Genomic DNA, 26,850 nt, shown 5'->3' on the forward strand with positions numbered 1-26,850 from the left:
CTCGCCGTGACATCGGCGGATGTCTCGGTCGTCGGGAGAGAGGGTTTGATGTCGCAGTTACGCTCTGCGTTGCGGGCAGTTTTGCGAGGATCACCCCACAAGTCAAGTTTTTCTTGCGTTTCGGATTGCACAGTGCCGCTTTGACGGGCATGGTGACACATGCTGGCGCGAAAGCGCGCACAGGCCCTTGATAACTATTCGTAATCCCGAAACCCTCACGCGGCCTTCGGCCTGCGCAAAACGGTTTCCCCCGTGCGGTTTGTTATCTAGATTGCCGGTCAAAGGAATGTTTCATGAAGCCCGAAGACTTTCTGCTCGTCCAACCGCAACAAGACCGCGCCTTCGCCAAGTTTCACAAGATGGTTCAGGCAGCCAGTGAGATTCTGGCCGAAGACGGCTTTGGCGGGCTGACGTCTGACGCCATTGCCGCCCGCGCCGGGGTGAACATTTCCACCTTTTACAAATACTTCGCCAACCGCGACGCGGTTCTGGGGTATATGGCGGTGGCTTTCATCGAAGAGCAGACCGCCTCGCTTCAGCGGCTGATCGCCCGGATGCCGCCGGACGCCCCGCTTGAGCAGGTGATTCCCGCGATGATCGACACCGCCGTCGACGACTGGACCAGTAACCCCACATCGCGCGCGCTTCAGGGATGCTTCATTCTCGACCCGGTGCTCTATGCCGAATACAGCCAGAGCAGTCTGATCGTCGCCGCCGCCCTGCGGCCGTTCATCACCGTCTGGAATATCGCGGGTACCCATGACGATTGGGACCGCATGCATTCGGTATTCGGTGATTGCGCCATCGTGCTGTACGACCGCGCGGCCAAAGCAGAACCGGCAGAACAGGCCGAGGTGGTCATTCAGCTGAAAAACCTCGCTGTGGCCTATTTCAAGACAGCGGTCGCAGCGCCGTAGGCACCCTGAACAAACGCCGTCGGTTGCGGGGCCTGGTCACAGGGGTGCAGCACGCATTGCCTTTGGAAAACGCTGGTTGCCGTGCCCGGATCTTGATGCGCGCGGTGGGCGTCTGATCACAGACCGCAAAGGGCCGGGCTCCCGGCGGCGCGTGATCGCCGCCGGGATGCGCTCAGAGCGGGCGTAAAGAGTTCGCGCGTGTGTTTGCCAGCAGGACGAACACCAGCACCGTCAGCAGCCCCATCAGGACGGCAGCGCTCGTCAACAGCGCCGCATGGGTCGCCGAGAAAGCGGCCTTGCCGGCCGAGATCAGCGCCATCCCCTGCTCGGCACCAAGCTGCCGGGCAACGAGATAGAGATCGCCAATCGAGCTGGCGGCCTGATCGATCAGGATGTGCGGCGCGCCATCGGGCAGGACCAGATGGTGTTGGAAAACCACCGATATGAAGACGCCAAACAGCGTAATGCCCAGACCGCTGCCCAGTTCATAGCCTGTTGCCTCCAACGAGCCCGCCGCCCCGGCTTCATGGGCATCGGCAGCGCCCATGATCGCGATGGACGAGGCGGTCAGCCCGATGCTCAACGCAAGACCAAGGCCCGCCAGCAGCACGGGTACGATCACCCCGGGATCGTGGAAATCCGTGACCGCAAGGCCCGCAAGCGTCCCCGCCGCGACCGCCAGCGACAGACAAGCCACCGATCTGAGACCGAAGCGGCCTGTCAGCCAACCGGCGACCGGCCCGCCCAATGCCGCCGCCGCCATGATCGGGATCATGAAGATCCCCGCCTGAAGCGGCGTCTTGTCCAGCACATATTGCAGCTCTTGTGCCAGGGTCAGTTCCACCCCGGCCAGCGACCCGCTTGCGACGATGGCCATGATGATCCCCGCCAGAATTGCCGGGCGTTTGAACAGCGCCAGATTCAGCATCGGCGCGGCGCTGCGCAACTGCAGGCGGACAAACAGCCACAAAAGCCCCAGACCCGCGGTCAGCACCACGGCAACGACGCCCAGCGGTTGCTTGGCACCGAAGCCGGCCTTGATCGCGTAGACCGTCGCAATCATGCCGAGGATCAGCACCACCGCTTGCCCGATGGCCCAATGGCCGGGGGTGATGTGCTCGCGCCGGGGCAGCAGAAACCAGCAGGCGGGCAGGACGACCGCCATCACCGGGACGTTGATCAAAAAGACCGAGCCCCACCAGAAATGCCCCAACAGCGCGCCGCCGATCAGCGGGCCGACGGCGGCACCGGCGGCGCCGACCGTGCCCCAGAGTCCAAGGGCGATGCCACGCTCGGTCTCGTCCTCGAAGGTGCGGCGGATGATGCCCAGCACGCAGGGCATGATCATCGCACCGCCCAGCGCCAGCATCATCCGCGCGGCGATCAGCAGCGGTGCATTCGGCGCAAAGGCCGCCAGCGCCGAGGCGAGGCCGAAAATGGTCAAGCCGGTCAGCAGGATGCGCCGGTTGCCCACGCGGTCGGCCAGCGTGCCCATCGGCACCAGAAGCCCGGCCATCAGCAAGGGATAGATGTCGATGATCCACAGCACCTGCGTGTTGGACGCCGCCAGTGCCTGCGTCAGCGTGGGAACCGCCACATGCAGGATCGTCATGTCCAGCACCACCGGCAAGAACGCCAGCATGACCGCCAGCAGAACCAGCCAGCGTTTCGGGTCAGGTTGACGGGGTCGCATGCTTCACCTCAAATGACGTTGCAGGCGTCCATATAAATACGTACGTATGGATTGCAACATTGAAAATCGGGGAGAGGGCAACCCATGGGCAGAAAGCCGACGATCAACCGTGAGGCATTGCTGGACGTTGCCCAGGAAATCGTGCGCACAGGCGGAGGGGCGGCGCTGACCATCGGGGCGCTGGCGCAGGCGGCGGGGATATCCAAGGGCGGGGTGCAATATTCCTTTGCCAGCAAGGATGATCTGATCCGCGGCCTGATCGACCGATGGACCAGCCAGTTCGATGCCCTGCTCGAAGGCGCGGCAGGCGACGCCCCCCTGCCCTTCGTGCGGCGCTACATCGCCGCCACACGGGCTTCGCAGCAGGCGATGAATGCCAAGATGGTGGGACTGCTGGTCAGCTATCTGGAAGACCCCGCCAACCTGCGCGAGACGCGCGACTGGTATCGCGGGATCTTCGACCGGCTTGGCGGCACGTCTGCTGACGCACAGGCCGCCCGCGTCGCCTTTCTTGCCGTCGAGGGGCTGTTCCTGATGCGTATCAACGGCATCGACGAAGACGGGCTATGGACCGACTTCCTTGACGATGTCGAGGCGGTGCTCGATCGGCTGAGCGTCTGAGCACCCCCGACGGGTTCGATTGGGCCGATCAGACAGGCACGGCGCGTTCAGAACGCGCCAACGCTGGTCGTCGGCAGCGGTCTTCACGAAATCTCCACGAAACCTGAGCCATTCATCCACAGCGTGATGCCAGATACAGGCCTTGTGAAATGGATGGACTGAACGATGGCACGCCGAAGCGTCACACTCTTTTTGATCATTGGGCTGATGGTGGGGGCTTTGGTCTTTGTCCGCCTTGCCCAACACCCGCAAGAGGCGGTCGCGCAGGACATGGGGTCTGCCAGCACGGTTCTGTTGACTGTCGCGACGGCGCAACCCGAGCAGATCACGCTTGAGACCGAATACGCAGGCCGTGTGGCAGCCTTTCGCCGGGTCGAGATCCGCCCGCAGATCGGCGGCGTGATTCTGGAAAGACTGGTGGACGCAGGCAGTCTGGTGTCGGCAGGGGATGTCCTGTTCCGTATTGATCCGGCCCCCTTCAATGCCGATCTCGGCACGGCCCAAGCCGCCTTGGCGCGGGCCGAGGCGGCCGAGGCCTTTGCCCAGCGAGCGCTGGAGCGTTCGGATGCCCTGCTGGCCCGAAATGCGGTCAGCATCGAAAGGAACGACAGCGCGCATAATGATCTGCTGCTCGCCCGCGCCAGTCTGGCCGAGGCGCAGGCCGCCGTGGCGCGCAAAAGGCTCGATCTTGAGTTCACGACGCTGCGCTCTCCGATTGATGGCTATGTCGCCGCCGGGATCACCGATCTTGGCGGGCTTGCCGCGCAGGGAAGCGATCGGCCCCTGGCCATCATCCAGGATCTTGAGACCGTTTTTGTTGATGTGCGACTGCCAGCCGACGCGCTGGATGCCATTCTGGCGGCCTCGGAAGCCGGGCTGGGCCCGGTTCGGATCACGACCGCCCGGCACGATGGACCGGTGCTGGAGGGGCGGGTCAGGTCATCGGATCTGATCGTCGATCCCGGGACCGGCGATGTCTCGGTCCGCGTCGAGACCCCGAACCCGGGGCTTGACTTGCTGCCGGGTATGTTGGTTCGCGCACATCTGCCGCGCGGGGTTTTGCCTGACGCGCTTCTGGTGCCCGAAGAGGCCGTCCTGCGCAGCGGCGGCGGCGCGGCGCAGCTTGTCCTTGTTTCGCCGCAGGGCGAGGCGACGCGCAGCGATGTCAGCCTTGGTGACCGCGTTGGCAATCGCATCGTGGTGACATCGGGCCTCAGGCCCGGAGATATCGTGGCGGTCCGCGGGCAGGACCGCGTGCAGACCGGTGCTGCGGTGCCGGTCACGACCATTGCCGCAGGCGATCAGCCTGCCGCCGTAAATCCCTGACGACCCAACCCCGAAAGACCGGCCTCCATGTCGCAATTCTTCATCACCCGCCCGGTCTTTGCCTGGGTTATCGCGATCTTTATTGCGCTGGCGGGGATCGCCGCGCTTCCGCGACTGCCGGTGGCGCGTTTTCCAGATATCGCACCGCCCAGCATCAGCATTTTCACCAGCTATGCGGGTGCCGATGCGCAAACCGTCAGCGACAGCGTGATCCGCCCGATCGAACGCGAACTCTCCAGCGTCAGGAACGTGCTGTATTACGAATCCAGCGTGGATTCGACGGGCGGCGCGAACATCACCGTGACCTTCACCCCCGGCACGAACATCGAACTGGCACAGGTTGACGTCCAGAACCGCCTGCGAAATGCCGAGGCCATGCTGCCCGCCGCCGTGCGTCGCGCGGGCATCGGCGTCGAGGCGGCCGAGTCGGGCTTTCTGATGGTCCTCACGTTGCGATCGCGCGATGGCTCAACCGACGAGCTGAGCCTTGGCGAGTATCTGACCCGCAGCCTTGCCGAAGAGCTCAAACGCGTTCCGGGTGTCGGGCGAGTCCAGCAGTTCGGCTCGGAACGCGCGATGCGGATATGGGTTGATCCGGCGGCGCTGGGCGCTCATGGCCTGACGATGACCGATGTGACCGAGGCCATCGCCCGTGAAAACGTGCAGGCGACGGCCGGTCGCGTCGGGGATCAACCGACCGTCCCCGGCACCCGCGTGTCGACCCCGCTGTCTGTCCAAGGCCAGTTGCTGACCCCCGAGGCATTTGCCGCGATTCCCCTGCGCGCCAATGTCGATGGCTCGCGCCTTGTTCTGGCCGACGTCGCCCGGGTTGAACTGGGTGCCCAAACCATGGCCTTCAGCGTCAGCAGCAACGGCCGGCCCGCCGCCGCCGCCGCGATCCAGATGTCACCGGGCGCCAATGCCGTGCGCACCGCTGCTGCCATCGAGACCCGGCTCTCCGAGCTGCGCCTTGCCATGCCCGACGATATGGAAGTCTCGATCTCGTTCAACACAGCGCCTTTCGTGAAAGTGTCGATCACCAAGGTGATCCAGACTCTTTTCGAGGCAATGGCGTTGGTTTTTCTGGTGATCTTGCTGTTCTTGCAAAAGATCCGCTACACGCTCATCCCGACAATCGTCGCGCCCATCGCGCTTTTGGGCACCTTTGCCGTGATGAGCGTTGCGGGGTATTCGATCAATGTGCTGACAATGTTCGGCATGGTTCTGGCCATCGGCATTATCGTCGATGATGCCATTGTCGTGGTCGAGAATGTCGAACGTATCATGGCGAGCCAGAACCTGTCGCCCAAGGCTGCGACGCAACAGGCAATGCGCGAGATTTCGGGCGCGATTGTCGGCATCACGCTGGTGCTGGTCGCCGTCTTCATCCCGATGGGGCTGGCAGGCGGATCGGTCGGCGCGATTTACCGCCAGTTCAGCCTTTCCATGGCGGTCTCAATTCTGTTCTCGGCCTTTCTGGCGCTGACGCTGACGCCGGCGCTTTGTGCGACGATCCTCAAACCCGTGACCGGGCATGCCCCCAAACGCGGCTTTTTCGGTGCGTTCAACCGCCGCTTCGATGCGCTCACGCGGCGCTATACCGGCTGGGTCGGCTGGACCCTGCGGCGCGGTGGACGCATGCTTTTTCTGTATGCGGCGCTGATCGCGGCCATGGGTATCGGCTATATGCGGATCCCCACGTCCTTTGTCCCTGACGAGGATCAGGGAAACTTCATGGCGATGTTCGAGCTGCCCGCCGGTGCCACCGCCGAGCGCACCCGCGCCGTGATCGCCGCCTATGAGGCCCATACAGCGACCCGCGCTGACATCACCGAAAACACGGTGATCCTTGGGTTCGGCTTTTCCGGCTCGGGTCCGAATGCAGCGCAGGCCTTCACCAGCCTGAGAGACTGGAGCGAGCGCGACACCACGGTCGACGAGGAAATCGCGGCTGCCGAGGCGGCTATGGCCGATATTCCCGAAGGCATTGCCATGATCATGAAGCCGCCGGCGATTGAATCGCTGGGCACGACATCGGGGTTTTCCCTGCGGCTTGAGGACCGCGCCAATGCCGGACCGGACGCGTTGAAAGCCGCAGAGGATCAGCTGATTGCGCTCGCATCCGCCAGCCCGCTTCTGGAAGAGGTGATGAGCGAAGGCCTGCCCGACGGCATGCGGATCGCGCTGCGCATCGACCGGCAGCGGGCGCAGGCCTTCAGGTTGGGATTCGACACCATCAGCGAGACGATCTCGACCGCCGTCGGCTCTGCCTATGTGAACGAGTTTCCCAATCAGGGACGCCTGCAACAGGTGATCGTGCAGGCCGACGCGCACGCGCGGATGCATGCAGAGGATGTGCTGCAGCTTGAGGTGCGCAATCTTGACGGCGGCATGGTGCCGCTGTCCGAGGTGGTCACGCCGGTCTGGGAAAGCGCGGCGCTGCAAATGGATCGCTATAACGGCTACCGCGCCGCGCGCATCTTTGGCGCGGCGGCAAGCGGCGTGTCGAGCGGCGCGGCCATGGCCGAGATGGAGCGGCTGGCAAGAGAGCTGCCGCAGGGCTTTGCGCTGGCTTGGACCGGCCAATCCCTGCAAGAGCAGCAATCGGCCAATCAGGTCCCCCTGTTGCTCGCCGCGTCGATGCTGGTGGTGTTTCTGGTGCTGGCGGCGCTGTACGAAAGCTGGTCGTTGCCCTTCTCGGTGATGCTGGTGGTGCCCTTGGGGGTGCTGGGTGCGGTAAGCGCGGTGCTGGTGCGCGGTATGGACAATGACGTCTTCTTCAAGGTGGGTCTGATTACCATCATCGGGCTATCGGCCAAGAATGCGATCCTTATGGTCGAATACGCCCGGCATCTGCGCGAACAGGGGATGGGCGTGCATCGGGCAACCTTGCAGGCTGCGCGGTTGCGGCTCCGCCCGATCATCATGACCTCGCTGGCCTTTATCCTCGGCGTCGTGCCGTTGATGCTGGCCCGGGGTGCGGGGTCCGAGATCCAGAATGCCATTGGGACCGGGGTCTTTGGCGGCATGGTATCGGCGACGGTACTGGCAGTTTTCTTCGTGCCGGTGCTTTATGTTATGGTCAGCCGTCTGACGCACAAGGCGTCAGACGACGCGACCGGAAAGGCCAATTCATGACCGACGCCCTGATCCTGATCGTCGAGGATGAACCCGAGATCGCCGACATCCTCGAGACCTATTTCGCCCGCGAAGGCTTTCGCGTGATCTGCGCGCGTGATGGCACGACCGGCCTGTCGCATCACCAGCGCCTGCGCCCCGATCTGGTGGTTCTGGACATCAAGCTGCCGGGACAGGACGGGTACGAAGTGCTGGCGGCGATCCGGCGACGCGGCGAGACGCCGGTCATCATGGTCACCGCGCTGGCAGAAGACCTCGACAAACTGCAGGCGCTGCGCATCGGGGCGGATGACTATGTCGTCAAACCCTTCAATCCGCTTGAGGTCGTCGCGCGGGCGCGCGCTGTGTTGCGCCGCACGCGGGGGCAGACGCCGACCCATCTGTTGCGCGTCGGGCCGCTTACCGTCGATCCTGACGCTTACCGCGCCACGGTCGACGGGGCCGACCGGCCCGTGATGCTGGATCTGACCCCCACCGAATACCGCATCCTTGCCCATATGGCGCGCGCGCCGGGCCGGGCGTTCAGCCGCAGCGATCTGGTTGACGCCTGCCTTCCTGACAGCCCGGCGCTGGATCGCACCGTTGACAGCCACGTCAGCAACCTGCGCCGCAAACTTGCGGCGGCGGGGGCGGATCGCCTGCTCGAGGGTGTGCGCGGGATCGGCTACCGTCTGGATGTGCCCGATGTCCGCTAATCTGAACGCGCGCATCACCCGGACGATGATCGCGCTGACGCTGGTTGCGGCCTTGGTCGTCTATCTGGGTCTGATGGCCTATTTTCTGTTCATTTATGAATGGCTTTACCCCGACCCCGACGATTTTGCAGGCTGGCGGACGGCAGATACCGTGATGGTGCTGGTGCTCTTGACCTTTGGCCTGCTGACCGCCTCGGCGATCGGCTGGCGGCTTGCGCGGCGCATTGTCGAGCCACTGAGATCGGTCGCAGGCGCCGCGCAACGGATCGCCACCGGCGATTTCTCGGCCCGCGCGACCCTGCCGGTCGGCAGCTTTCGCGAAGCCGCGGATCTGATGGTGGATTTCAACGCAATGGCCGAGCGTCTGGAACGCGCCGAGGCCGAGCTTGCCTATTCCAATTCCGCGATTGCGCATGAACTGCGCACGCCCCTGACCATCCTGCGCGGTCGCCTGCAGGGTCTGTCGGATGGGGTGTTCCCCCCACGCCGCAACTGTACGACAGGCTGATCACGCATGTCGATCATCTGTCCGTCATCGTGGAAGAGCTGCGGACGCTGGCGCTGAGCAACGCCGGGCAGCTCGAGCTGATCTACAGCCCTGTCGATCTGGCCGATGCGGTGGGCGCTGCGGTGACCGGACTGGAGGCCGAACTGACGGCGGCAGGGATAACCCTGACCCGCGCGCTGGGTCAGGCGAAGACAAGGGCCGACCAGATGCGGATCCGACAGGCCTGTGTGGCGGTGCTGGAAAACTGCCTGCGCTATGCGCCGCAAAGCCATGTGCATGTCGAGACCCGCACCGAAGGCGACGACGTCGTCTTTCGCTGTTCAGACACCGGGCCCGGTCTGGTTCCCGAAAATCAGGCGCGCGCCTTTGACCGGTTCTGGCGTGCCGACGAGTCCCGCGCGCGCAGTTCTGGCGGCTCGGGCCTTGGCCTGCCGATCGTGCGCGCCATCGCCCGCGCCCATGGGGGCGACGCCCGGATCGTGCCGCAGGAAACCCCGGGCCTGACGCTGGAAATACGCCTGCCGCAACACCCTGCCGCGGTCGGAAAGACCGGGGACTGAACAGGGCGTCCAGCCCGGTCTGGTGGCGCAGCCCCTCTCGTTCCGGGGCGTGGCGCGGATGTCTGCGCTGTCGCGCAAACCGGGCGCAGCCGTTGTCACGCAGAGCGGATGCAGCGCCGAGACCACGGCGCAACGGATCAGGGTTCCGCTAGGTCAATGGCTTATCCGACGCAGCGTCGTGATGCTTGACCACCCCGGTCATTCGGATACGCATAGGGCAAATAGGGGAGAACCGATTATGCTTGGCCAGATGATGAACCAGCCGCTGTTGATTTCCAGCCTGCTGGTGCACGCGGAAAGACACCACGGCGACCGCGAGATCGTGACACGTCGGCCTGAGGGCGACATCCACCGCAGTTCGTGGCGCAAGATCGCGCAGCGGTCACGCAAACTGGCGAATGTGCTCGAAGGCATGGGCATTGCGGCGTCGCAGCGCGTCGCGACGCTGGCGTGGAACACCGACCGGCATATGGAGCTGTATTACGCGGCCTCGGGCGCGGGCATGATCCTGCACACCCTGAACCCGCGCCTGCACCCCGACCAGCTGATCTGGATCGCCGACAACGCCGGGGATCAGGTGATCTTCTTCGACATCACCTTCCTGCCGCTGATCGAAGCGACTGCCGCGCGCTACGCCACCGTCAAGAATTTCGTGTTGATGTCGGACCGCGCGCATATGCCGGCGGACAGCAAGATCCCCAACCTGCACTGCTATGAGGATCTGGTCGAGGCGGCTTCTGACGCCTACGACTGGCCGCAGATCGACGAGGATCTGGCCTCGTCGCTGTGCTATACCTCGGGGACCACGGGCAACCCCAAGGGCGTGCTCTACTCGCACCGCTCGACCGTGCTGCACGCCTTTGGCTCGGTCATGCCCGACGCGCTGAACCTGAGCGCGCGCGACGCGATCCTGCCGGTGGTGCCGATGTTCCACGTCAACGCCTGGGGCCTGCCCTATGCGGCAGCGCTGACCGGGGCGAAGATGGTGTTCCCGGGCGCGGCCATGGACGGCAAGTCGCTGTATGAGCTGTTCGAGGAAGAGGGCGTCACAGTCTCGGCGGGCGTGCCAACCGTGTGGCAGGGGCTGCTCGGTCATACCGAGGCCAATAATCTGACCTTCAGCACCATGCGGCGCACGGTGATCGGCGGCTCGGCCTGCCCCCCGGCAATGCTGCGTGCCTTCGACGAGAAATACAACGTTCAGGTGCTGCACGCCTGGGGCATGACGGAAATGTCGCCGCTGGGCACGGTCTGCACGCTGAAAGCCGGTGCCGAAACCATGACCGCGGATGAGCGCTTTGCGACGCTGTCCAAACAAGGCCGGGCGATTTTTGGCGTCGACATGAAGATCGTCGATGAAGACGGCAACGAACTGCCGTGGGACGGCAAGACCTCGGGCGAGCTGCTGGTGCGCGGTCCGTGGATCGTCGAGAGCTACTTCAACCGCCACGGCGAAGACACCCTGCGCTTTGACGCAGCGGGCCTGGGCTGGTTCCCGACCGGCGATGTTTCGGCCATTGATGCCAACGGCTTCATGCAGATCACCGACCGCACCAAGGATGTAATCAAATCGGGCGGCGAGTGGATCAGCTCGATCGATCTGGAGAACATCGCCATGGGCCACCCCGGCGTCGCCATGGCCGCCTGCATCTCGGCACACCACCCGAAATGGGATGAGCGGCCCTTGCTGGTCGTCATGGCCAAACCGGGCGCCGAGATTACGAAAGAAGACGTCCTCGGCTTCTTCGACGGCAAGATCGCCAAATGGTGGCTGCCCGATGACGTCGTGTTCGTCGACGCAATCCCGCTGGGCGCGACGGGCAAGATGCAGAAAAACAAACTGCGCGAACAGTTCAAGGACTACGCACTTCCCACCATCTGACGTCACGCCTCTGGGCAACAGGGAAAGGGGGGCCTTCAGCCCCCTCTTCGGCTAAAGCCGAATTCACCCCCCGAGGATATTTGAAGAGCAAAGAAAGCGCGGATAACCCTTCGTTAACGCCCTTCTTTGCTCCCTAAATATCCCGGGGGGCGGGCCGGAACGGCCCGGTGGGGGGCAGCGCCCCCCGCGCGGCGCGAGGGCCCTCGATGGGCCCGAGCGCCGCACCCGCCTGCCCGGGTGCTCAAAGCGGGCCGCCACGCAAAAGGGCTGCCCGCGCGGGCAGCCCTTTCTCTTCCCGATCGCCGCTGCCTCAGGCGGCGAAAAGCGTTTTCGCTTCGGCGCCGGTCAGCACCGGGCGGGCAGCCGTGAAGCTGTCGCGGCCCGCTTGCGTCGCCAGTTCCGGGAACAGCCCGAGCAGTTCGGCGCGGGTTTCGCTTTCCAGCGCGTTGATCACCGCTTCGGCGGGCTGGAAGCTTTCGGTCCAGCTGCCCTCGGCGCGGATGATCTGGTGCGCCTCGCACATCACGTGGATGTAGCTGACCGCGCCCTCGGTGACCTGCTCGACCCCCGGCAGACCCAGCAGGTCGGCGGCGGCGACCAGCACTTCACGCTCGCCGAACATCAGCTCGGCGCGGGCGCCGGTGACCAGCATCCGGTGGCGCGGCGAGACGGTGAGGTCACGCTCGGGCAGATCACGGCCCAGCGCGCCTGCCTTGATGCGGATCGGCGCGGCGCTCGGGCAGGATGCCAGCTCGGCTTGCGTCAGGTCGCGGCGCCCGGTCCAGGTGAGGTCCTGGTAGCCATGGTCGCGGGTCAGGACCTTGTCGCCAATCACCAGGTCCTCGACCGCGACGCGGCCCCGCGTGGTGTCGATCAGGGTGCCGGGCGTGAAGCAGATGATCTCTTCGAAGCTCTCGAAATCCATGCGCGAGCCATCGGGGAAATCGACATAGCCGGTCTTCGACGTGGTGCCATCACCGTTGTCGATCTCGCTGGTGACCGTCACCACCGGCGCGGGATCGCCCGGCGCGGGGTCCGGCAGGACCAGCGTGTCAAAACCCGACCCGCCATGGACAAAGCCGGTGGTCGAGGTGATCACCTCGACGTTGTCGTCGCCCGTACCCAGGAGGTTGCGCTCGATCTCCGAGAAGTTGATCTGCGCGCCGGCGCGGTCGATCGTGCCTTCTTCATCGCCCGAATAGGCGACGTTCACGCCTTCGGTCACTTGCGTCAGATCGAGCTTGTCACCCAGCGCCGTTTCGCCGGTTTCACCGCCAACAATCTCGTGGTTGCCGAAATCATCGAAGACCTGGAAGACGTCGTCGCCAGAGCCGCCATGCGCCGTGTCATCGCCGGTGTCGGTCACCAGCGTGTCATTGCCATAGGTCGGCTCGGCAGGGTCGGTCGGTTCACGGCCCCCGGAATCGCCGGGGTTGTTGTCGCCGATCAGCAGATCGTTGCCCGCGCCGCCGATGATCAGGTCATCGCCGCCACCGCCGATCAGCTTGTCGTCGCCGTCGTTGCCCAAAAGCGTATCATTGCCTTCGTTGCCCCAGAGCGTGTCTGCGCCCAGACCGCCCGACAGGCTGTCATTGTCGTCGCCGCCAAACACCCAGTCGTCGCCGTCGCCGCCGTCGATGGTGTCGGGGGAATAGCTGCCGTAAACAGTGTCATTGCCACCGCCAGCGTCGACCACCGAGCCGTTTTCGTCGAAGGCATCGCCTTCGCCGTCAACGTAGCCCGAGCGGATCACCTCGCCAGCGTCGGTTCCATCGACAACCCCAGCGGCCTGGGGGGTCGGGTTCTGCGGATTGTTAATCGGTGGCATTGTCTTCTCCTGGTGTCCGCGCGCGGACATGATCTCGAATACTCACACCGGGCCTTTGCGGCACCCGGCACACCCATCCGGCGTCAGCGGCGCCGGTCTTGTGAGACATTGTCCATGGCATGAGTCATCGTGCGACCACGGTCGGGAAACAATCTCTCAAACACCCCGGATACTTTTGGCAGCATCCCGCCCGACCACCCCCATGGCCTGACTACCCACACTGGGCCGTATCTCAGTATATCAATTGCCAATAATTAACAAAAAGAATTCAAGGGGTGACGCGCTTTTGCGCGGCCGGCCGTCGCCCGGTCCGGCGTCAGCACGGGCAAGGGTGTTTCGATTCAAGAAACAATTTTAGCCCTATTTCTGCCGCATTTTGGCCGGTTATTGGCCTTTTTTGCCCCTGAATCGACAGCTATCCGCCTTTTTGTGGTCGCGACAAGGCGGGATTGTCCGCCATACCGAACCATTGCCACCCACCTGCCCCGACAGCGACGCGCAGGTACCGGGGGCGCAGGAACGTTTCCAGGATCTGGTGTTTGCCTGCAGTTTGGACAAATTGTCCGCATTATTGGAAAAGCCTGTGATTCGCTGCACCCTGCGCCAGCACGCCCAAAGACCCTTGGCGGCCCACCCTGACAGGGCCGCCGCCGCCGGGTGACTGTATGGCAGGCGCGCTCACCGTGGAGCCCGGCAACACGGCAGCGGCGTTGCGCGACAAAAACGCACTCGCTATGCACAGGAGGGATTTGGCAGCCGACGCCCCCTTCCCCGACAGACTGGATGGACCGCAATGCAGACCGTGCCCTTGACTGCCGCCGCCGCCCATGCCGCTTACCGTGCGCGCCATCGGTTCGGGGCGCTGGACGGGTTGCGGTTTCTGGCAATCCTTGGCGTTCTGGTGCTGCACAGCCCGCTTTCCGACCGTCTGGGTGACATCTCGCGCCTGTTCACGCGCGGGTTTCTGGGGGTGGATCTGTTCTTTGTGATCTCGGGCTTTCTGATCACCACGCTGTTGCTGCGCGAACAGGTGCGCGAGGGCCGCATCTCGCTCAGCGGGTTCTACTGGCGGCGCGCGTTGCGAATTCTGCCGCTCTATCTGTTGGTGATCACCGCCATCGGGGCCTATTACGTGCTGGTCAAGCAAGAGCCGGGTGCAAGGGCAGCGTGGCCGTACTACTATGTGTTTCTTGCCAATTTCCTGACCGATCATATCCCGCTGCTTGGCCCGACATGGTCACTGTCGGTCGAAGAGCAGTACTACCTGCTCTGGCCCCTGCTGCTGGTTCTGCTGGCGCGCCGTACGCTGAAATGGATCGTTGTGGGGTTCGCCGGGCTTTACACACTGGCGATCATGGCCGGGCTGGCCGCAGGCGCATGGCGGCCCGGACCGCTGGCGATCGAGCTGACGGCACTGCCTTATACCGCGATCCTGCTGGGGTCTGGACTGGCGCTGGTCATTCATGGCCGGCGTGGGTTCGTGCGGCTCTGGGCCTTGCTTGGCGGGCGCTGGACGTCGCTTGTGCTGGCGCTGCTGCTGGTGGCCGAACTGGCGTTGCTGCCGGTCACGCTGCTGGGCTGGCCGCTGCTCATCGTCCATGTGACCATGACCGCATGGCTGGGGTCGCTGGTGATGCGCGAGGATGGGCCGCTGATGCCCCTGCTCACCCTGCGCCCGGTCGTGCGCATCGGGGTGGTGAGCTATGGCATCTATCTGTTGCACCTGAGCGCCGATCACATCGCCGGGGTCGTGGTGCGCCGGGTGTCGGGCGCGCCCGAAGACGCGCTGATCCTCTATATCCCGCTTTACTGGGGATTGGCGTGGCTGATGGCCGAGATCAGCTTCCGGTTCTACGAGAGCCGCTTTCTGGCCCTGCGCCACAAACCCTTGGGTCAGGTCGCACAACGCTGAGGGGCGCCCGAAGGCGCCCCGCAACCGTCTCAGTCCTGCTTGCGATAGGTGAGACGCGACGCGTCGTGGATGGGCCAGGGGTGAACCTCGGCGCCGACTTCCATCTGGGTGTGCTCTTCGACATGCGGCTTTCTCGAGCCGCCGTTCGCCTCGCCCCACAGGATCGACAGCTTGGTGCCCTGCTCGGCCAGATCGGCGCGCACCATCGCCAGCGAGATCCACGCCCGCTCATTTGCGGAATAGGTCGGGTAGGTCGACAGACCGACCCTTTCACCGTTCAGCAGCACCTGATCATAGGGATGCGCGGCATAGTTGCCGGTGGGCATTTCCATCAGTTTGGGGCCGGGGAAGGCCTCCATCAGACCGCCGAAGATCTTGAGCACGTCTTCCTTGTCCCAGACCAGCGTGACCTTCACCCGGTGCGGGCCGTCCACCATTTTCTCGAGCGCAGCGCGACCGATGAAGTCGTGGTCGAACTTGATCACGCGGTGATAGGCCAGATCCCACGGCGTCAGGTAGTAGTCGCTGACATCCTCGGGCTCGAACGAGCCGCCGACAGCGGTGGTCGCCTCGAACCCGTTGGCGGGCAGCCAGTCGCGGTAAGCCTGCATCGCGTCGCCCGAGTAGATCGCGGGCAGCGGCGAGGGGATCCAGCCCGATTCCATCGCAGCGGTCGAATAGGCCCGCGCCCCGGCGCGCAGCATGCCGTATTTCGCACCGACTTCCATCAGGCGGTCATAGACTTTCTCGTGCTCGGCATAGGGGCCCCAGATTTCAAGGCCCTGCGCGCCGCCCATGCCGTGGCTGAGGGTCCGCGCCTTGCAGCCGGCGATGGTCATCTCGCCCATGTTGAAGAATTTGGTGGTCAGCGGGCCGCCCTCGTTCACCTCATTCAGAATATCCAGCGCCTTGGGGCCCTGCACCTCATAGCGATACAGTTTGCGCGGCTGGTCGGGGTTCTCCAGACTGCGGATGTCGAATTCGGTGGTGACATTCAGCCCCGAAATCTCGGCCTGATACGCCACCCAGTTGCACACCGGCGGGCGGCCGATCAGCAGGGATTCATCGTCTTCCAGCCCCAGACAGATCACGTCACCGATGACGAAACCGTCCTCGTTCACGCAGACGAGCTGCTTGGCCTTGTTGCGACCCCAGGTGGCAAAGCTGTTGATGCCGACGCGTTCGAGCAGTTTCCTGACGTCCGGCCCGCGCAGATAAAGGTCGGTCATGTGGTAGGACTGGTTCAGCAGCACCGCGCTGTTGCGCCAGGCGCGCGTTTCCTCGACCCAGTTGGTATAGGCGGGCGGGATGGGGAATTGATACGGGCCGGTCGCTGCGTTTTGCAGCATGTTCGCGGCGGTACCGCTCTCGCGGATGCGGTCGGACAGGGTCTTGGCGGTCATGATGGGTTCCTCCCTTGATGCGCGCAGCCTAGCATGCGGGTTTTCGCGCCGCTTATGCGCAGATTGAATAGGGCCTTCCGATCTGCTTATATCAGGGTCCGCCATGTCGGGGTAAACCCCGACCTACACGCCCCGTAGGTCGGGGTTCACCCCGACTCGCGCAGCCTCATGCAACCGTCCCTGCCCCTCACCGCCCGCGAAGCCCGCGTCATCCGCGCGCTGGCCGACCACCGCCGCCTGAGTGCCGCCGCCGAAGCGCTGGCGCTCAGCCAGTCATCCCTGTCGCGCGCGCTGGCCGAGGCCGAGGCGCGGTTGGGCGTGACGCTGTTCCAGCGCGGCTGGACTGGCAGCGAGCCGACCGCCCCCGGCGACGTGGTGGTCGCGCAATGCCAGCGGCTGCTGGCCGATATCGAGACGGTCGAGCGCGTCGATCTGGGCGCGCGTCACGCCCGGCTGGCGGGGATGGTGCAATGGCGACACCTGAGCGCGCTGGCGGCGGTGGTAACGACCGGCAGCGCGTCGGCGGCGGCGCAGGCGCTGGGGGTCCGGCAGCCCGCGATCAGCCAGACGCTGCGCGATCTGGGTGCCTTGGTCCCTGCACCGCTTTTTCGGCGTCACGGCAGCGGCTTGACGCCCGAACCTGCCGCCTTCACCCTCGCCGCGCTCTGGGACCGGGTGCAGGACGAACTGCGTGCTCTGCCTGCCCTGTTGGCGCAGGCAGCGCAGGGGCTGACCGGGCGCGTCGCGGTGGGGCTGATGCCGTTCAGCGGGCAGGCGCAGGTGATGGCGGCGTTTGGGGATCTGACGCGAGTCGCCCCGAACCTGCGGCTGGTGGGCGTTCCGGGCAACTATACGGCACTGTGTGAGGCGCTCAAACGGCGTGAGATCGACGTGATCGTCGGCCTGCTGCGCTCGCCTGCGCCCTACCCCGGTTTTGTCGAAGAGCCGCTCTACCAAGAGCGTTTCACGCTGGTCGCCCGGCGCGATCACCCGGTCCATGACGCCCCGGTCAGCATCGCCACCCTTGCCGCGCAGCGCTGGGTCGTGGCCCCGCATGGCACGCCGGTGCGGCGCTATTTTGAGACGGCCTTCCGGCGGCTGGGTGCGGTGCCCCCGGCGCAAAGCTATGAAATCTGGTCCTTTGCCGATGCCGAGCAGATGATCGCCGACAGCGATTCGATTGCCCTGCTCAGCTATTCAGACGCCACGCTCGACGCCCTGCGCCCGGATCTCAAGGCGGTGGCGTTCGATCTGCCCGACGCGGGCGTTGCCGTCGGCCTGACCCGGTTGGGCGACACACCGCAGTCACCAGCGGTCACAGCCTTTGCTCAAGCGCTGGCGGCGCGGTTCACCACAGCGACAGCTGCACGCCCTGTTCTGCAGGCTCGTCTTCCTCACCGCTGAGCGTCGACAGCGTCACCCCCAGCAACCGGATGCCCTTGGCCACCGGAAACACCCCGTCGAGCAGCGCAAAGCTCAGCGCCTGCATGTCTTCGGCCGAGGCGAGCGGGACCGACAGCGTGCGGCTGCGGGTGATCTGCTGGAAATCGGCGTACTTGACCTTGACCACCACCGTGCGTGCCTTCAGCCCCTTGTCGTCGGTGTGCCGCCAGACGCGGGCGACCAGCTTGGCCAGTTCCTCGCGCGCCAGCGCCGGATCGAAGATGTCTTCCAGAAACGTATCCTCTGCCCCCACGGATTTGCGCTCGCGGTGCGGCTGTACCGCGCGTTCGTCGATGCCGCGCGAAATGCGGTAATACCAGCCGCCCGATTTGCCGAAATTCTGGCGCAAGAATTCCAGCGATTGCGCGCGCAGATCGGCGCCCGTGGTGATCCCCAGCCGCGCCATCTTGGCCGCTGTCGCTGGACCCACGCCGTGGAATTTGGCCACCGGCAGGGCGGCGACAAACTCGGCCCCGTGCCGGGGCGTAATCACCGCCTGCCCGTTGGGTTTGTTCAGATCCGACGCCATCTTGGCCAGAAACTTGCAATACGAGATCCCCGCCGAGGCATTGAGCCCCGTGACCTCTTTGATCCGCGCGCGCACCACCTGCGCCAATTCGGTGGCCGAGGCGATGCCCTGCTTGTTCTCGGTCACGTCGAGATAGGCCTCGTCCAGCGACAAGGGTTCGATCAGGTCGGTATGCTCGGCAAAGATCTCGCGGATCTGGCCAGACACCTCGCGGTACACATCGAAACGGGGGCGGGCGAAGATCAGCTCGGGGCATTTGCGCCGCGCGGTGACCGAGGGCATGGCCGAGCGCACCCCGAACACCCGCGCCTCATAGCTCGCCGCCGCAACCACACCGCGCGGGCCTGCGCCGCCGACCACGACGGGCTTGCCGCGCAACTCGGGGTTATCGCGCTGCTCGACCGACGCATAGAAGGCATCCATGTCGACATGGATGATCTTGCGGCGCGGTGCCTCGGGCGGTGTCGGGTCGCTGTCGGTCGTCACGGGCCTTGCCCCTGCCAAGCGGATTGGCGGCCAGAATAGCGGGTGCGGGTGCGGCAGGGAAGAACGAAAGGGGAATATTTACCTCTTTTCGGTCAGACTGCGGTATGGCACGGTAGTCGGATGAGCATCCCTGCCCCACCCGACGCCGTCGCTGCGGCCTTTGAGCGCCTGCCGCACGCCCTGCACGCGCGCCTCCAAAGCGTGCGCGCACTGATTTTCGCCGTGGCGCAAGAGGCAGCGGTCGGTCCGCTGACCGAAACGCTGAAATGGGGAGAGCCCGCGTATCTGACGCCCGGCCGCACGGGCACGACGCTCCGGATGGGGGTCAGCAGATCGGCCCCCGATCAGGTCGCGCTGTTCGTGCCTTGTCAGACGACATTGATCGACGGCTTTCGCGACCACTTCGCCGACACCTTCGCCTATGAGGGCAAGCGCGCCTTGATCCTGCACCCCGGCCCGATCCCCGAGGCCGCGCTGGCGCAGTGTATCCGCGCCGCGCTGACCTATCACCGGCGCGGTTAGAGCAGCGGGCGCTTGGCCTCGCGGTTCTCGTCCACCAGACCGGTAGAGCGGAGCTTGTCGAAATCATGCACCTCAAGCACGCCCTTGGACCACGTGGCGATCTTTTGTTGGCGCAGCTCGGCCAGCGTCTTGTTGGTGTGGACCAGTGACAGCCCCAGCGCGTCGGCCATGTCCTGCTGGCGGAACGGCAGCGGCACCGACTTGCGCGTCCCCAGCCCGACAGCGCGCAGCCGCATGAAGAGGCGCGTCAACGCCCAGGAAACGCGCTGTAACCCGTCGCGCTGACCCAGCGTGGCAATCGTCTCACCCAGAAAATGCTCCTCGACCGCGCTGATCCAGGTCAGGTCAAAGGCGCGCGAGGGATGGGAGCGAAACACGTCCCACAACGCCTCGCGACGGAAGACACACAATGTCATATCTGAAGCCGCTTCGACGCTGTGCTGCATCTCACCCATGACGCCAGCCTGAAGCCCGAGAAAGTCGCCGGGCATGGCGAAATTGATCACTTGACGACTGCCGTCCTCAAGCAATTTATACCGGATTGCCATACCTTTCAGAATGGTGAAAAGCTGTCCGCTGTTCGAGCCTTCCATCAAGATTGTTGTGCCTTTGGTGACCGTCAGCTCGCCACTTTTGAAGTGGGCCATGAAGTCGAGCTCGTCATCACTGAAGGGAGTAAAGAGGTCGCACTGGCGTAAAGGGCACGCTGCACAATCGGTCATGTCCATCCGCAGATCTTCCTCTGTATGTCGCAGTTTAATGCACGACCCGGTGAAAAGTTCCATTGTCCCGCCTTCAACTGTGAAAGAGAGACATGACCACTTCCCCCTCGCGACGCCCCCGGACCCTTTGTCTGCTGGTTTTGACTGACTGGATGATGATGGAAGACGTGGCCGAGGGGTTGGTCGAAATCGCCCCGAACACAGATATCCAGCGCGCCGAGTCCTTTGACGCGGCGCTCGAGTTGCTTGAGACCCTGCCAAGACCGGATTACGCCATCATCGACGCCCCGGGCGAGATCCGCGGTTGCGCAGCAGCTCACTGCGCAGCTGGTCGCACAGGGCACCAGCCTTGCCCTGGTTGCGCATGACGGCGTGAGCGTGTCCCGCGCGCATTTCCCGGTGCTGGATCGGCCCTTTGGGTATTCAGAGCTGCAAAGCTTCCTGATTGAAATGCTTAAAAAGCGCCAACCGGCGAGCCTACCCCAGCAAGACTGCACCTTGCTTCGGCCCAGCGTCCCGCCCGAGTCTTGAAAAACCCTTGAGGCCGCTCAGTCGCGCTCGATCAGGCCAAGGCCGCGCAAATAGATGCCGATCCCGGCTTCAAGCAATTCCTCGGGCGTAAACGGAGCGCGCCCGCCGGGTTTGCCGCGGGTGTAAAGCTCGACAATGCCATGGCTCATCGCGGTGATATGCGCCGCGAACATGGCCGACGGCGGGCGGCGATCGGCCGGAATGCGCACCGAAAGCGCGTCGGCAGCGCGGGTCAGCACCTTGTTGGCGCGCTCGGAAGCGCGGGACAATTCCGGCGTCTGTCCGGGCGACACACCCGATTCGAACATCGCCATATAATGACCGGGATATTTGCGCGCGAAGGCCAGATAGGCCCGGCCCACCGCCTCGAAGGACGCAAGCGGCGAAGGTTTTCCGTCGTTATAGGCGAAATCCAGCACATCCGCGAACAGTTCGAACCCCTGCGTCGCGATCTCGGCAATAAGGTCATCGCGGCCCGAGAAATGCCGGTAGGGCGCTGCGGCCGAGACCTCGGCGCGCTTCGCCGCCTCGGCCATGGTGAATCCGGTCGGTCCCTTCTCGGTGATCAGGTCCAGCGCTGCCTCAACCAAGGCCTGCCGCAGATTGCCGTGATGATAGCCGCGTTTGCTCATGATGCTCTGTTCGGACGGACCAGTGCGCAGTATCGCAGATCGCGCCCCGCTGGCAACTCAGGCCCCGCGCGCCCACAATGCACCCTTGCAATAGCGTCAGCGCTTGAATATGTGATCCGCGAGAGATCGGCGCGGGCAGGCGTTTCGCCAACCCGGTCAGGTCCGGAAGGAAGCAGCCGCAACGAATCCCGCTTGGGTCGTGTCCGGTCTCTCACCCAGCGCCTTAGCGCTTGCCTTTACCACCCTTGCCCGCCGGTTTGCCACCGCTGCCCATCGAGCGCGCAGCTTCAGCGGCCGACCGCAGTTCTTCGGCGATTTCATCGGCTTCATCGGGATCGAAATCGAGCGGCAGATCGATGCCGCCACCTTCGACATAGATGCGCACCATGCCCAGCGTGGTCGGGCCGATTTGCAGATTGGCGGCGAGATCGCTCTCTTTGTTAATGCTCATGACAGCCTCGTGTTTTGCGTTTGGTGTGCGTACCCCGCCGGTCTGCGCAGCGCAAGCGCCGGGCACTTGACGCAGCCCGTGCCCGCATCGACACTCTCACGATGGAGATATCCCTGCACCCTGTCGCGGCAAGTGATGCCGCTTGGCTGATCGAGCGGCATCATGTGCTCTATGCGCAGGATGAAGGCTTTGATGACAGCTTCGGCGCGCTGGTCGCGCAGATCGTCACCGAGTTTCTTGCAACCCGAATCGACGGGCGCGAACAGGGCTGGATCGCGTGGCGCGACGGGCGGCGGCTGGGGTCGATTTTTGTGGTCCAGCGTGACGCGCAGGTGGCCAAGTTGCGGCTGTTCCTGCTCGAGCCCGAGGCGCGCGGCACAGGGCTTGCCCAGCGGATGCTGGAGCAGGCTTTCGGCTTCGCGCGTGCAGCGGGCTATGCGCAAATCGTGCTGTGGACGCATGAAAGCCACCGCGCTGCCGGGCGACTCTATGCGCGCAATGGATTCGCTTTGGTCGAATCGGAACCCCAGCACTCGTTCGGCCAAGATGTCGTCGCACAGACATGGCATCGAAATCTCTGACCCATTGCCCCCTTGCAATTGGTTCAGAGCAGGGCTAAACGCCCACCGTGTGCCGCCTTAGCTCAGTTGGTTAGAGCGCTAGATTGTGGATCTAGAGGTCTCCCGTTCAAGCCGGGAAGGCGGTACCACCTCCCCCTTTTGTGATCAGGCGTATCGGTGCTGCGTCTTGCCAAGGCGCAGGGTGATCCCCACGATACGCACAGCGCGGGAGACGAAGATGGCAGGCCCAGAACGCAAACACGATGACGCGGCACGGGCGGCCTGGCTGGCCTATATCGGCGGCTGCAAACAGGATGAAATCGCACAAATCCTTGGGATTTCGCGCCAATCCGCGCAACGGCTGGTGTCGCAGGCGCTGGCTGCAGGGCTGGTGAAGGTCCGCATCGACCACCCCATCGCCCGCTGCATGGAACTGGCCCGCGCCTTGCAGGACCGCTTTGGTCTGGAAATCTGCGAGGTCGTGCCGTCGCTCGATTCGGTGCAGAACTCGGGTCAGGCCGTGGCACAGGCGACCGGCGATCTGCTGGAACGGTGGCTGTTGCGCGAAGAGCCGCTGGTGGTCGGGTTGGGCACCGGGCGCACCCTGCGCGCGGCGGTCGAGCATCTGCCGCATCTTGACTGCGCCCAGCACAAGATCGTCTCGCTGACCGGGAACATTTCCCCTGACGGCTCGACCGCGTATTACAACGTGCTGTTTACCATCGCCGACAAGATCAGCGCGCGGACATTTCCCGTGCCGCTGCCGGTGATCACCGCCTCGGCCGGGGAACGCACGGCGCTGTTGGGCCAGAAGACGCTGATCGGCACCCGCGCGCTGTCAGCGCGGACGAATGTGCGGTTTCTGGGTGTCGGCACGATGAATGAGCGCGCGCCGCTGGTCATCGACGGGTTCATCACGCCAGCCGATCAGCAACGGCTGCGCGACAAAGGCGCGGTGGGCGAGATCATCGGGTATGTTTTTGACGCCGAAGGACAGTTGCTGGACGACGAGATCAACAGCCGCGTCAGCTCGGCCCTGCTGTCCCCTGCCCCTCCGGGGCCGACGATTGCCGCCGCCCATGGACCCGACAAAGTCCCCGCGATTCGAGCGGCGCTGCTGGGCAAACTGGTGAACGGGCTGGTCACCGACGAAAACACGGCGATTGCGCTAACAGCGTAAATACCCGCCGATCCCTCATTTTTTCTGAACAGTCTCAGTACCTTGCTGCGTCCCAACGGCGCGCGGCCAAGAATTCTGTTGACCTGTGACAAATTGTCGTGAGAAATTGCCCATGAGCTTAGCATTTGCTCACCTTGGGAGGATACCATGACAAAGACCCTGCGCGCCCTGATGGGTGCGACGGCACTGACGGCTGCGGGTTTCGGCCTTGCAGCACAGGCCGAAACGATCACCATCGCGACCGTGAACAACGGCGACATGATCCGCATGCAGCGTCTGGCCAGCCATTTCACCGAGATGCACCCCGACGTCACCGTCGAGTGGGTCACGCTTGAAGAAAACGTGCTGCGTCAGAACGTGACGACCGACATCGCCACCGGCGGCGGTCAGTATGACGTCATCACCATCGGCACCTATGAAGTCCCGATCTGGGGCGAGCTGGGCTGGCTGCAGTCGCTCAACGATCTGGGCGATGATTACAACATCGACGACCTGCTGCCCGCTGTGCGCGGCGGTCTGACGGTGGACGGCAATCTCTATGCCTCGCCCTTCTACGGCGAAAGCTCGATGGTGATGTACCGCACCGACCTGATGGAAGCGGCCGGGCTGGAAATGCCCGAGGCCCCGACCTGGGACTTCATCCGTGACGCGGCAGCGGCGATGACCGACCGCGACAACGAGATCTACGGCATCTGCCTGCGCGGCAAGGCCGGCTGGGGCGAGAACATGGCGTTCCTGACCGCCATGGGCAACTCGTTCGGCGCGCGCTGGTTCGACATGGACTGGACCCCGCAATTCGACACCGAAGCCTGGTCGAACACGCTGAACTTCTACATCGACATGATGACCCAGTCGGGCCCTCCGGGTGCGTCGAACAACGGCTTCAACGAGAACCTCGCGCTGTTCCAGACCGGCCATTGCGGCATGTGGATCGACGCGACGGTGGCGGCGTCCTTCGTGACCAACCCGACCGACAGCCAGGTGGCCGACAGCGTCGGCTTTGCGCTGGCACCGGACAATGGTCTGGGCAAGCGCGGCAACTGGCTCTGGGCGTGGTCGCTGGCGATCCCGTCCTCGTCTGATGCACCCGAGGCTGCCCGCCAGTTCATCGCTTGGGCAACCGGCCCGGACTATGCCGCGCTGGTCGCCAGTGAAGAGGGCTGGGCCAACGTCCCGCCGGGCACCCGCACCTCGCTTTACGAGAACCAGGAGTACCTCGACGCAGCGCCGTTCGCTGCGATGACCCTGCGCTCGATGGAAGCGGCAGATCCGACCAACCCGACCGTGGACCCGGTGCCCTATACCGGCGTGCAGTTCGTCGCGATCCCCGAGTTCGCGGGCCTTGCGACCGAGGTCGGTCAGTTCTTCTCGGCAGCGCTTGCCGGGCAGACCACGGCGGCCGCAGCGCTTGAGCAAGCGCAAGAGCTGGCCACCGAAGAGATGGAGGCCGCGGGGTACTGATCCCACGGCACCCATAGGGCGAGGCGCGCCCAACCCGCGCTTCGCCCTGCTTTTCCCTCCTCCTTGATGAGAACGCACGCGGCCTTCGGGCCGCGTGCCCCCTCTCCCCCCTTTTTCCTGACGAGGGTCCGACATGGCCACCCAGCATTCTCGTTCCGCTGCCCGCGTGATGATGGCACCGGCGGTGTTCCTGCTCCTCGTCTGGATGCTGGTGCCGCTGATCCTGACGCTCTGGTTCTCGACCCTCGACTACCGCCCGATGCGCGGCACGTTCGATTGCTGCGAGGGCCTGGGCAATTACACCCGCTTCGTTACCTCATCGGCCTTTCTGTCCAGCGTTGTCACCACGTTGCAGCTGGTCGGCGGCGTGCTCTTGATCACCGTGATCGGGGGCATCCTGCTGGCCAATCTGCTGGACCAGCCGATCTGGGGTCAGGGCGTTGTGCGCATTCTGGTCATCGCCCCCTTCTTCGTGATGCCCACGGTGTCGGCGCTGGTCTGGAAGAACATGTTCATGAACCCGGTGAACGGGCTTTTTGCGCATCTGTTCAAGGCGTTCGGGCTGCAACCGATTGACTGGCTGTCGCAGGCCCCGCTGTTTTCGATCATCCTGATCGTGTCCTGGCAATGGCTGCCCTTCGCCACGCTGATCCTGCTGACCGCCATTCAGTCGCTCGACAGCGAGCAGATGGAAGCCGCCGAAATGGACGGCGCCGGGCCGCTGTCGCGCTTTTACCACATGACCTTGCCGCATCTGGCCCGCTCGATCACCGTGGTCGTGCTGATCCAGACGATTTTCCTGCTGTCGATCTTCGCCGAGATCTACGTCACCACCGGCGGGGCCTTTGGCACCAGAACGCTGACCTATCTCGTCTATCAGCGCGTGATTGAAAGCCAGAACGTCGGGCTCGGCTCGGCCGGTGGCATCATCGCCGTGATCCTCGCCAATATCGTCGCCCTCGTGCTGATGCGCGTCGTCGGCAAGAACCTCGACGCGTAAGGAGACCGCCATGGCCCGCGCCGTCACCACCCGCCGCAAGATCGCCTATACCGCCCTCGCCTGGGCCATTGGTCTGACGATCTTTTTCCCGATCCTGTGGACCATCCTGACCAGCTTCAAGACCGAAGCCGCCGCCATCGCCGACCCGCCGGTGTTCTTCAACTTCGACTGGACGCTGGAGAATTACGCGGTGGTGCAGGAGCGTTCCGACTACATGCGCTATCTGTGGAACTCGGTTGCGCTGGCGGTTGGTTCTACCGTCCTTGGCATCATCATCGCCGTGCCCGCCGCGTGGTCGATGGCGTTTGTGCCCGCCAAGCGCACCAAGGATATCCTGATGTGGATGCTGTCGACCAAGATGCTGCCTGCCGTGGGTGTGCTCTATCCGATCCGGCTGATCCTGATCGAGACCGGGCTTCTGGACAGCAAGGGCGCGCTGATCTTCATCCTGATGATGATCAACCTGCCGATCATCATCTGGATGCTCTACACCTATTTCCGCGAAATTCCGGGTGAGATTCTGGAAGCCGCGCGGATGGACGGGGCCGGGCTGAAAGCCGAGATCCTCTATGTGCTCACGCCGATGGCGATCCCCGGCATCGCCTCGACCGTGCTTTTGAACATCATTCTGGCGTGGAACGAGGCCTTCTGGACCCTCACCCTGACCACCATCGACGCCGCCCCCCTGACCGCCTTCATCGCCAGCTATTCCAGCCCTGAGGGTCTGTTCTACGCCAAGCTCAGCGCCGCCTCGACCATGGCGATCGCGCCGATCCTGATCATGGGCTGGTTCAGCCAGAAACAACTCGTGCGCGGCCTCACCTTTGGCGCCGTCAAGTAAGGAAGAACG

23 protein-coding genes, 1 tRNA gene and 1 other RNA gene are annotated in these 26,850 nt (G+C 64.2%); 18 read left to right on the top strand and 7 right to left on the bottom strand.

Annotated features, from left to right (window positions below; translation table 11 throughout):
* The first annotated feature begins 293 nt into the window (after positions 1 to 293).
* Complete coding sequence (locus OKW52_RS16585) at positions 294 to 917, top strand: TetR/AcrR family transcriptional regulator (RefSeq protein ID WP_264506699.1); 624 nt, start codon at positions 294 to 296, stop codon at positions 915 to 917.
* A gap of 172 nt (positions 918 to 1,089) precedes the next feature.
* Here OKW52_RS16585 and OKW52_RS16590 read toward each other — a convergent pair whose 3' ends face one another.
* Complete coding sequence (locus OKW52_RS16590) at positions 1,090 to 2,610, bottom strand: MFS transporter (RefSeq protein ID WP_264506700.1); 1,521 nt, start codon at positions 2,608 to 2,610, stop codon at positions 1,090 to 1,092.
* An 84-nt stretch (positions 2,611 to 2,694) separates the two neighbouring features.
* Here OKW52_RS16590 and OKW52_RS16595 point away from each other — a divergent pair, with 84 nt between their 5' ends.
* The 7 genes from OKW52_RS16595 to OKW52_RS16625 all read left to right on the top strand — a co-directional run bounded on the left by OKW52_RS16595 (position 2,695) and on the right by OKW52_RS16625 (position 11,340).
* The gene (locus OKW52_RS16595; protein ID WP_264506701.1) at positions 2,695 to 3,231 is read left to right on the top strand and encodes a TetR/AcrR family transcriptional regulator; all 537 of its coding nucleotides are present in this window, start codon (positions 2,695 to 2,697) and stop codon (positions 3,229 to 3,231) included.
* 165 nt (positions 3,232 to 3,396) lie between these two features.
* Positions 3,397 to 4,557 carry an efflux RND transporter periplasmic adaptor subunit gene (locus OKW52_RS16600; protein ID WP_264506702.1) on the top strand — a complete coding sequence of 387 codons (1,161 nt, stop codon included), beginning with the start codon at positions 3,397 to 3,399 and terminating at the stop codon, positions 4,555 to 4,557.
* A 27-nt stretch (positions 4,558 to 4,584) separates the two neighbouring features.
* Positions 4,585 to 7,695: a multidrug efflux RND transporter permease subunit gene (locus OKW52_RS16605; RefSeq protein WP_264506703.1), complete on the top strand. Its 3,111-nt coding sequence runs from the start codon at positions 4,585 to 4,587 to the stop codon at positions 7,693 to 7,695.
* A complete protein-coding gene (locus tag OKW52_RS16610) occupies positions 7,692 to 8,390 on the top strand; it encodes a response regulator (RefSeq protein ID WP_264506704.1) in 699 nt (232 codons plus the stop codon). Before OKW52_RS16605 ends, OKW52_RS16610 begins: the two co-directional genes overlap by 4 nt.
* Positions 8,380 to 8,898 (top strand): HAMP domain-containing protein, encoded by a 519-nt coding sequence (locus tag OKW52_RS16615; protein ID WP_264506705.1) that lies wholly within the window; start codon positions 8,380 to 8,382, stop codon positions 8,896 to 8,898. Before OKW52_RS16610 ends, OKW52_RS16615 begins: the two co-directional genes overlap by 11 nt.
* Before the next feature lie 29 nt (positions 8,899 to 8,927).
* Positions 8,928 to 9,458: a sensor histidine kinase gene (locus tag OKW52_RS16620; RefSeq protein ID WP_264506706.1), complete on the top strand. Its 531-nt coding sequence runs from the start codon at positions 8,928 to 8,930 to the stop codon at positions 9,456 to 9,458.
* 238 nt (positions 9,459 to 9,696) lie between these two features.
* Positions 9,697 to 11,340 (top strand): 3-(methylthio)propionyl-CoA ligase, encoded by a 1,644-nt coding sequence (locus OKW52_RS16625; protein ID WP_264506707.1) that lies wholly within the window; start codon positions 9,697 to 9,699, stop codon positions 11,338 to 11,340.
* A gap of 310 nt (positions 11,341 to 11,650) precedes the next feature.
* Here OKW52_RS16625 and OKW52_RS16630 read toward each other — a convergent pair whose 3' ends face one another.
* Positions 11,651 to 13,168 carry a Hint domain-containing protein gene (locus OKW52_RS16630; protein ID WP_264506708.1) on the bottom strand — a complete coding sequence of 506 codons (1,518 nt, stop codon included), beginning with the start codon at positions 13,166 to 13,168 and terminating at the stop codon, positions 11,651 to 11,653.
* A 793-nt stretch (positions 13,169 to 13,961) separates the two neighbouring features.
* Here OKW52_RS16630 and OKW52_RS16635 point away from each other — a divergent pair.
* The gene (locus OKW52_RS16635; protein WP_264506709.1) at positions 13,962 to 15,080 is read left to right on the top strand and encodes an acyltransferase family protein; all 1,119 of its coding nucleotides are present in this window, start codon (positions 13,962 to 13,964) and stop codon (positions 15,078 to 15,080) included.
* Between the two features lie 29 nt (positions 15,081 to 15,109).
* On the opposite strand, the gene OKW52_RS16640 is transcribed toward OKW52_RS16635, so the two are convergent.
* Positions 15,110 to 16,483, bottom strand: a complete 1,374-nt coding sequence (locus tag OKW52_RS16640) for an aminomethyl transferase family protein (protein ID WP_264506710.1) — start codon at positions 16,481 to 16,483, stop codon at positions 15,110 to 15,112.
* 168 nt (positions 16,484 to 16,651) lie between these two features.
* On the opposite strand from OKW52_RS16640, the gene OKW52_RS16645 reads away from it, so the two are divergent.
* Positions 16,652 to 17,887, top strand: coding sequence for a LysR family transcriptional regulator (locus tag OKW52_RS16645; RefSeq protein WP_264506711.1), 1,236 nt, complete (start codon positions 16,652 to 16,654; stop codon positions 17,885 to 17,887).
* Here the strand turns inward: OKW52_RS16645 and dinB are convergent.
* Positions 17,832 to 18,941: a DNA polymerase IV gene (dinB, locus tag OKW52_RS16650; protein ID WP_264506712.1), complete on the bottom strand. Its 1,110-nt coding sequence runs from the start codon at positions 18,939 to 18,941 to the stop codon at positions 17,832 to 17,834. The two genes, OKW52_RS16645 and dinB, sit on opposite strands and share 56 nt — an antisense overlap.
* 120 nt (positions 18,942 to 19,061) lie before the next feature.
* On the opposite strand from dinB, the gene OKW52_RS16655 reads away from it, so the two are divergent.
* Positions 19,062 to 19,463, top strand: coding sequence for a DUF1801 domain-containing protein (locus tag OKW52_RS16655; protein ID WP_264506713.1), 402 nt, complete (start codon positions 19,062 to 19,064; stop codon positions 19,461 to 19,463).
* On the opposite strand, the gene OKW52_RS16660 is transcribed toward OKW52_RS16655, so the two are convergent.
* A complete protein-coding gene (locus tag OKW52_RS16660; RefSeq protein ID WP_127110077.1) occupies positions 19,460 to 20,191 on the bottom strand; it encodes a Crp/Fnr family transcriptional regulator in 732 nt (243 codons plus the stop codon). The genes OKW52_RS16655 and OKW52_RS16660 overlap by 4 nt on opposite strands.
* A 542-nt stretch (positions 20,192 to 20,733) precedes the next feature.
* Complete coding sequence (locus OKW52_RS16665) at positions 20,734 to 21,348, bottom strand: TetR/AcrR family transcriptional regulator (RefSeq protein WP_264506714.1); 615 nt, start codon at positions 21,346 to 21,348, stop codon at positions 20,734 to 20,736.
* A gap of 119 nt (positions 21,349 to 21,467) precedes the next feature.
* Between OKW52_RS16665 and ffs the strand changes: the two genes are divergently transcribed.
* An RNA gene (ffs, locus tag OKW52_RS16670) (signal recognition particle sRNA small type) lies at positions 21,468 to 21,565 on the top strand.
* A gap of 6 nt (positions 21,566 to 21,571) precedes the next feature.
* Here the strand turns inward: ffs and OKW52_RS16675 are convergent.
* A complete protein-coding gene (locus OKW52_RS16675) occupies positions 21,572 to 21,799 on the bottom strand; it encodes a DUF6324 family protein (RefSeq protein ID WP_127110071.1) in 228 nt (75 codons plus the stop codon).
* Positions 21,800 to 21,900: 101 nt separating this feature from the next.
* Here OKW52_RS16675 and OKW52_RS16680 point away from each other — a divergent pair, with 101 nt between their 5' ends.
* The 6 genes from OKW52_RS16680 to OKW52_RS16705 all read left to right on the top strand — a co-directional run bounded on the left by OKW52_RS16680 (position 21,901) and on the right by OKW52_RS16705 (position 26,841).
* The gene (locus tag OKW52_RS16680; protein WP_264506715.1) at positions 21,901 to 22,380 is read left to right on the top strand and encodes a GNAT family N-acetyltransferase; all 480 of its coding nucleotides are present in this window, start codon (positions 21,901 to 21,903) and stop codon (positions 22,378 to 22,380) included.
* Between the two features lie 51 nt (positions 22,381 to 22,431).
* Positions 22,432 to 22,508: transfer RNA gene (locus OKW52_RS16685), tRNA-His, on the top strand.
* A gap of 89 nt (positions 22,509 to 22,597) precedes the next feature.
* Complete coding sequence (locus OKW52_RS16690; protein ID WP_264506716.1) at positions 22,598 to 23,539, top strand: sugar-binding transcriptional regulator; 942 nt, start codon at positions 22,598 to 22,600, stop codon at positions 23,537 to 23,539.
* A gap of 147 nt (positions 23,540 to 23,686) precedes the next feature.
* Positions 23,687 to 25,000, top strand: a complete 1,314-nt coding sequence (locus OKW52_RS16695; RefSeq protein WP_264506717.1) for an ABC transporter substrate-binding protein — start codon at positions 23,687 to 23,689, stop codon at positions 24,998 to 25,000.
* Between the two features lie 133 nt (positions 25,001 to 25,133).
* The gene (locus OKW52_RS16700; RefSeq protein WP_264506718.1) at positions 25,134 to 26,000 is read left to right on the top strand and encodes a carbohydrate ABC transporter permease; all 867 of its coding nucleotides are present in this window, start codon (positions 25,134 to 25,136) and stop codon (positions 25,998 to 26,000) included.
* A gap of 10 nt (positions 26,001 to 26,010) precedes the next feature.
* The gene (locus tag OKW52_RS16705; protein WP_264506719.1) at positions 26,011 to 26,841 is read left to right on the top strand and encodes a carbohydrate ABC transporter permease; all 831 of its coding nucleotides are present in this window, start codon (positions 26,011 to 26,013) and stop codon (positions 26,839 to 26,841) included.
* Positions 26,842 to 26,850 lie beyond the last annotated feature (9 nt).

It is taken from the genome of Pararhodobacter zhoushanensis (assembly GCF_025949695.1).
Taxonomy (GTDB): Bacteria; Pseudomonadota; Alphaproteobacteria; order Rhodobacterales; family Rhodobacteraceae; genus Pararhodobacter; species Pararhodobacter zhoushanensis_A.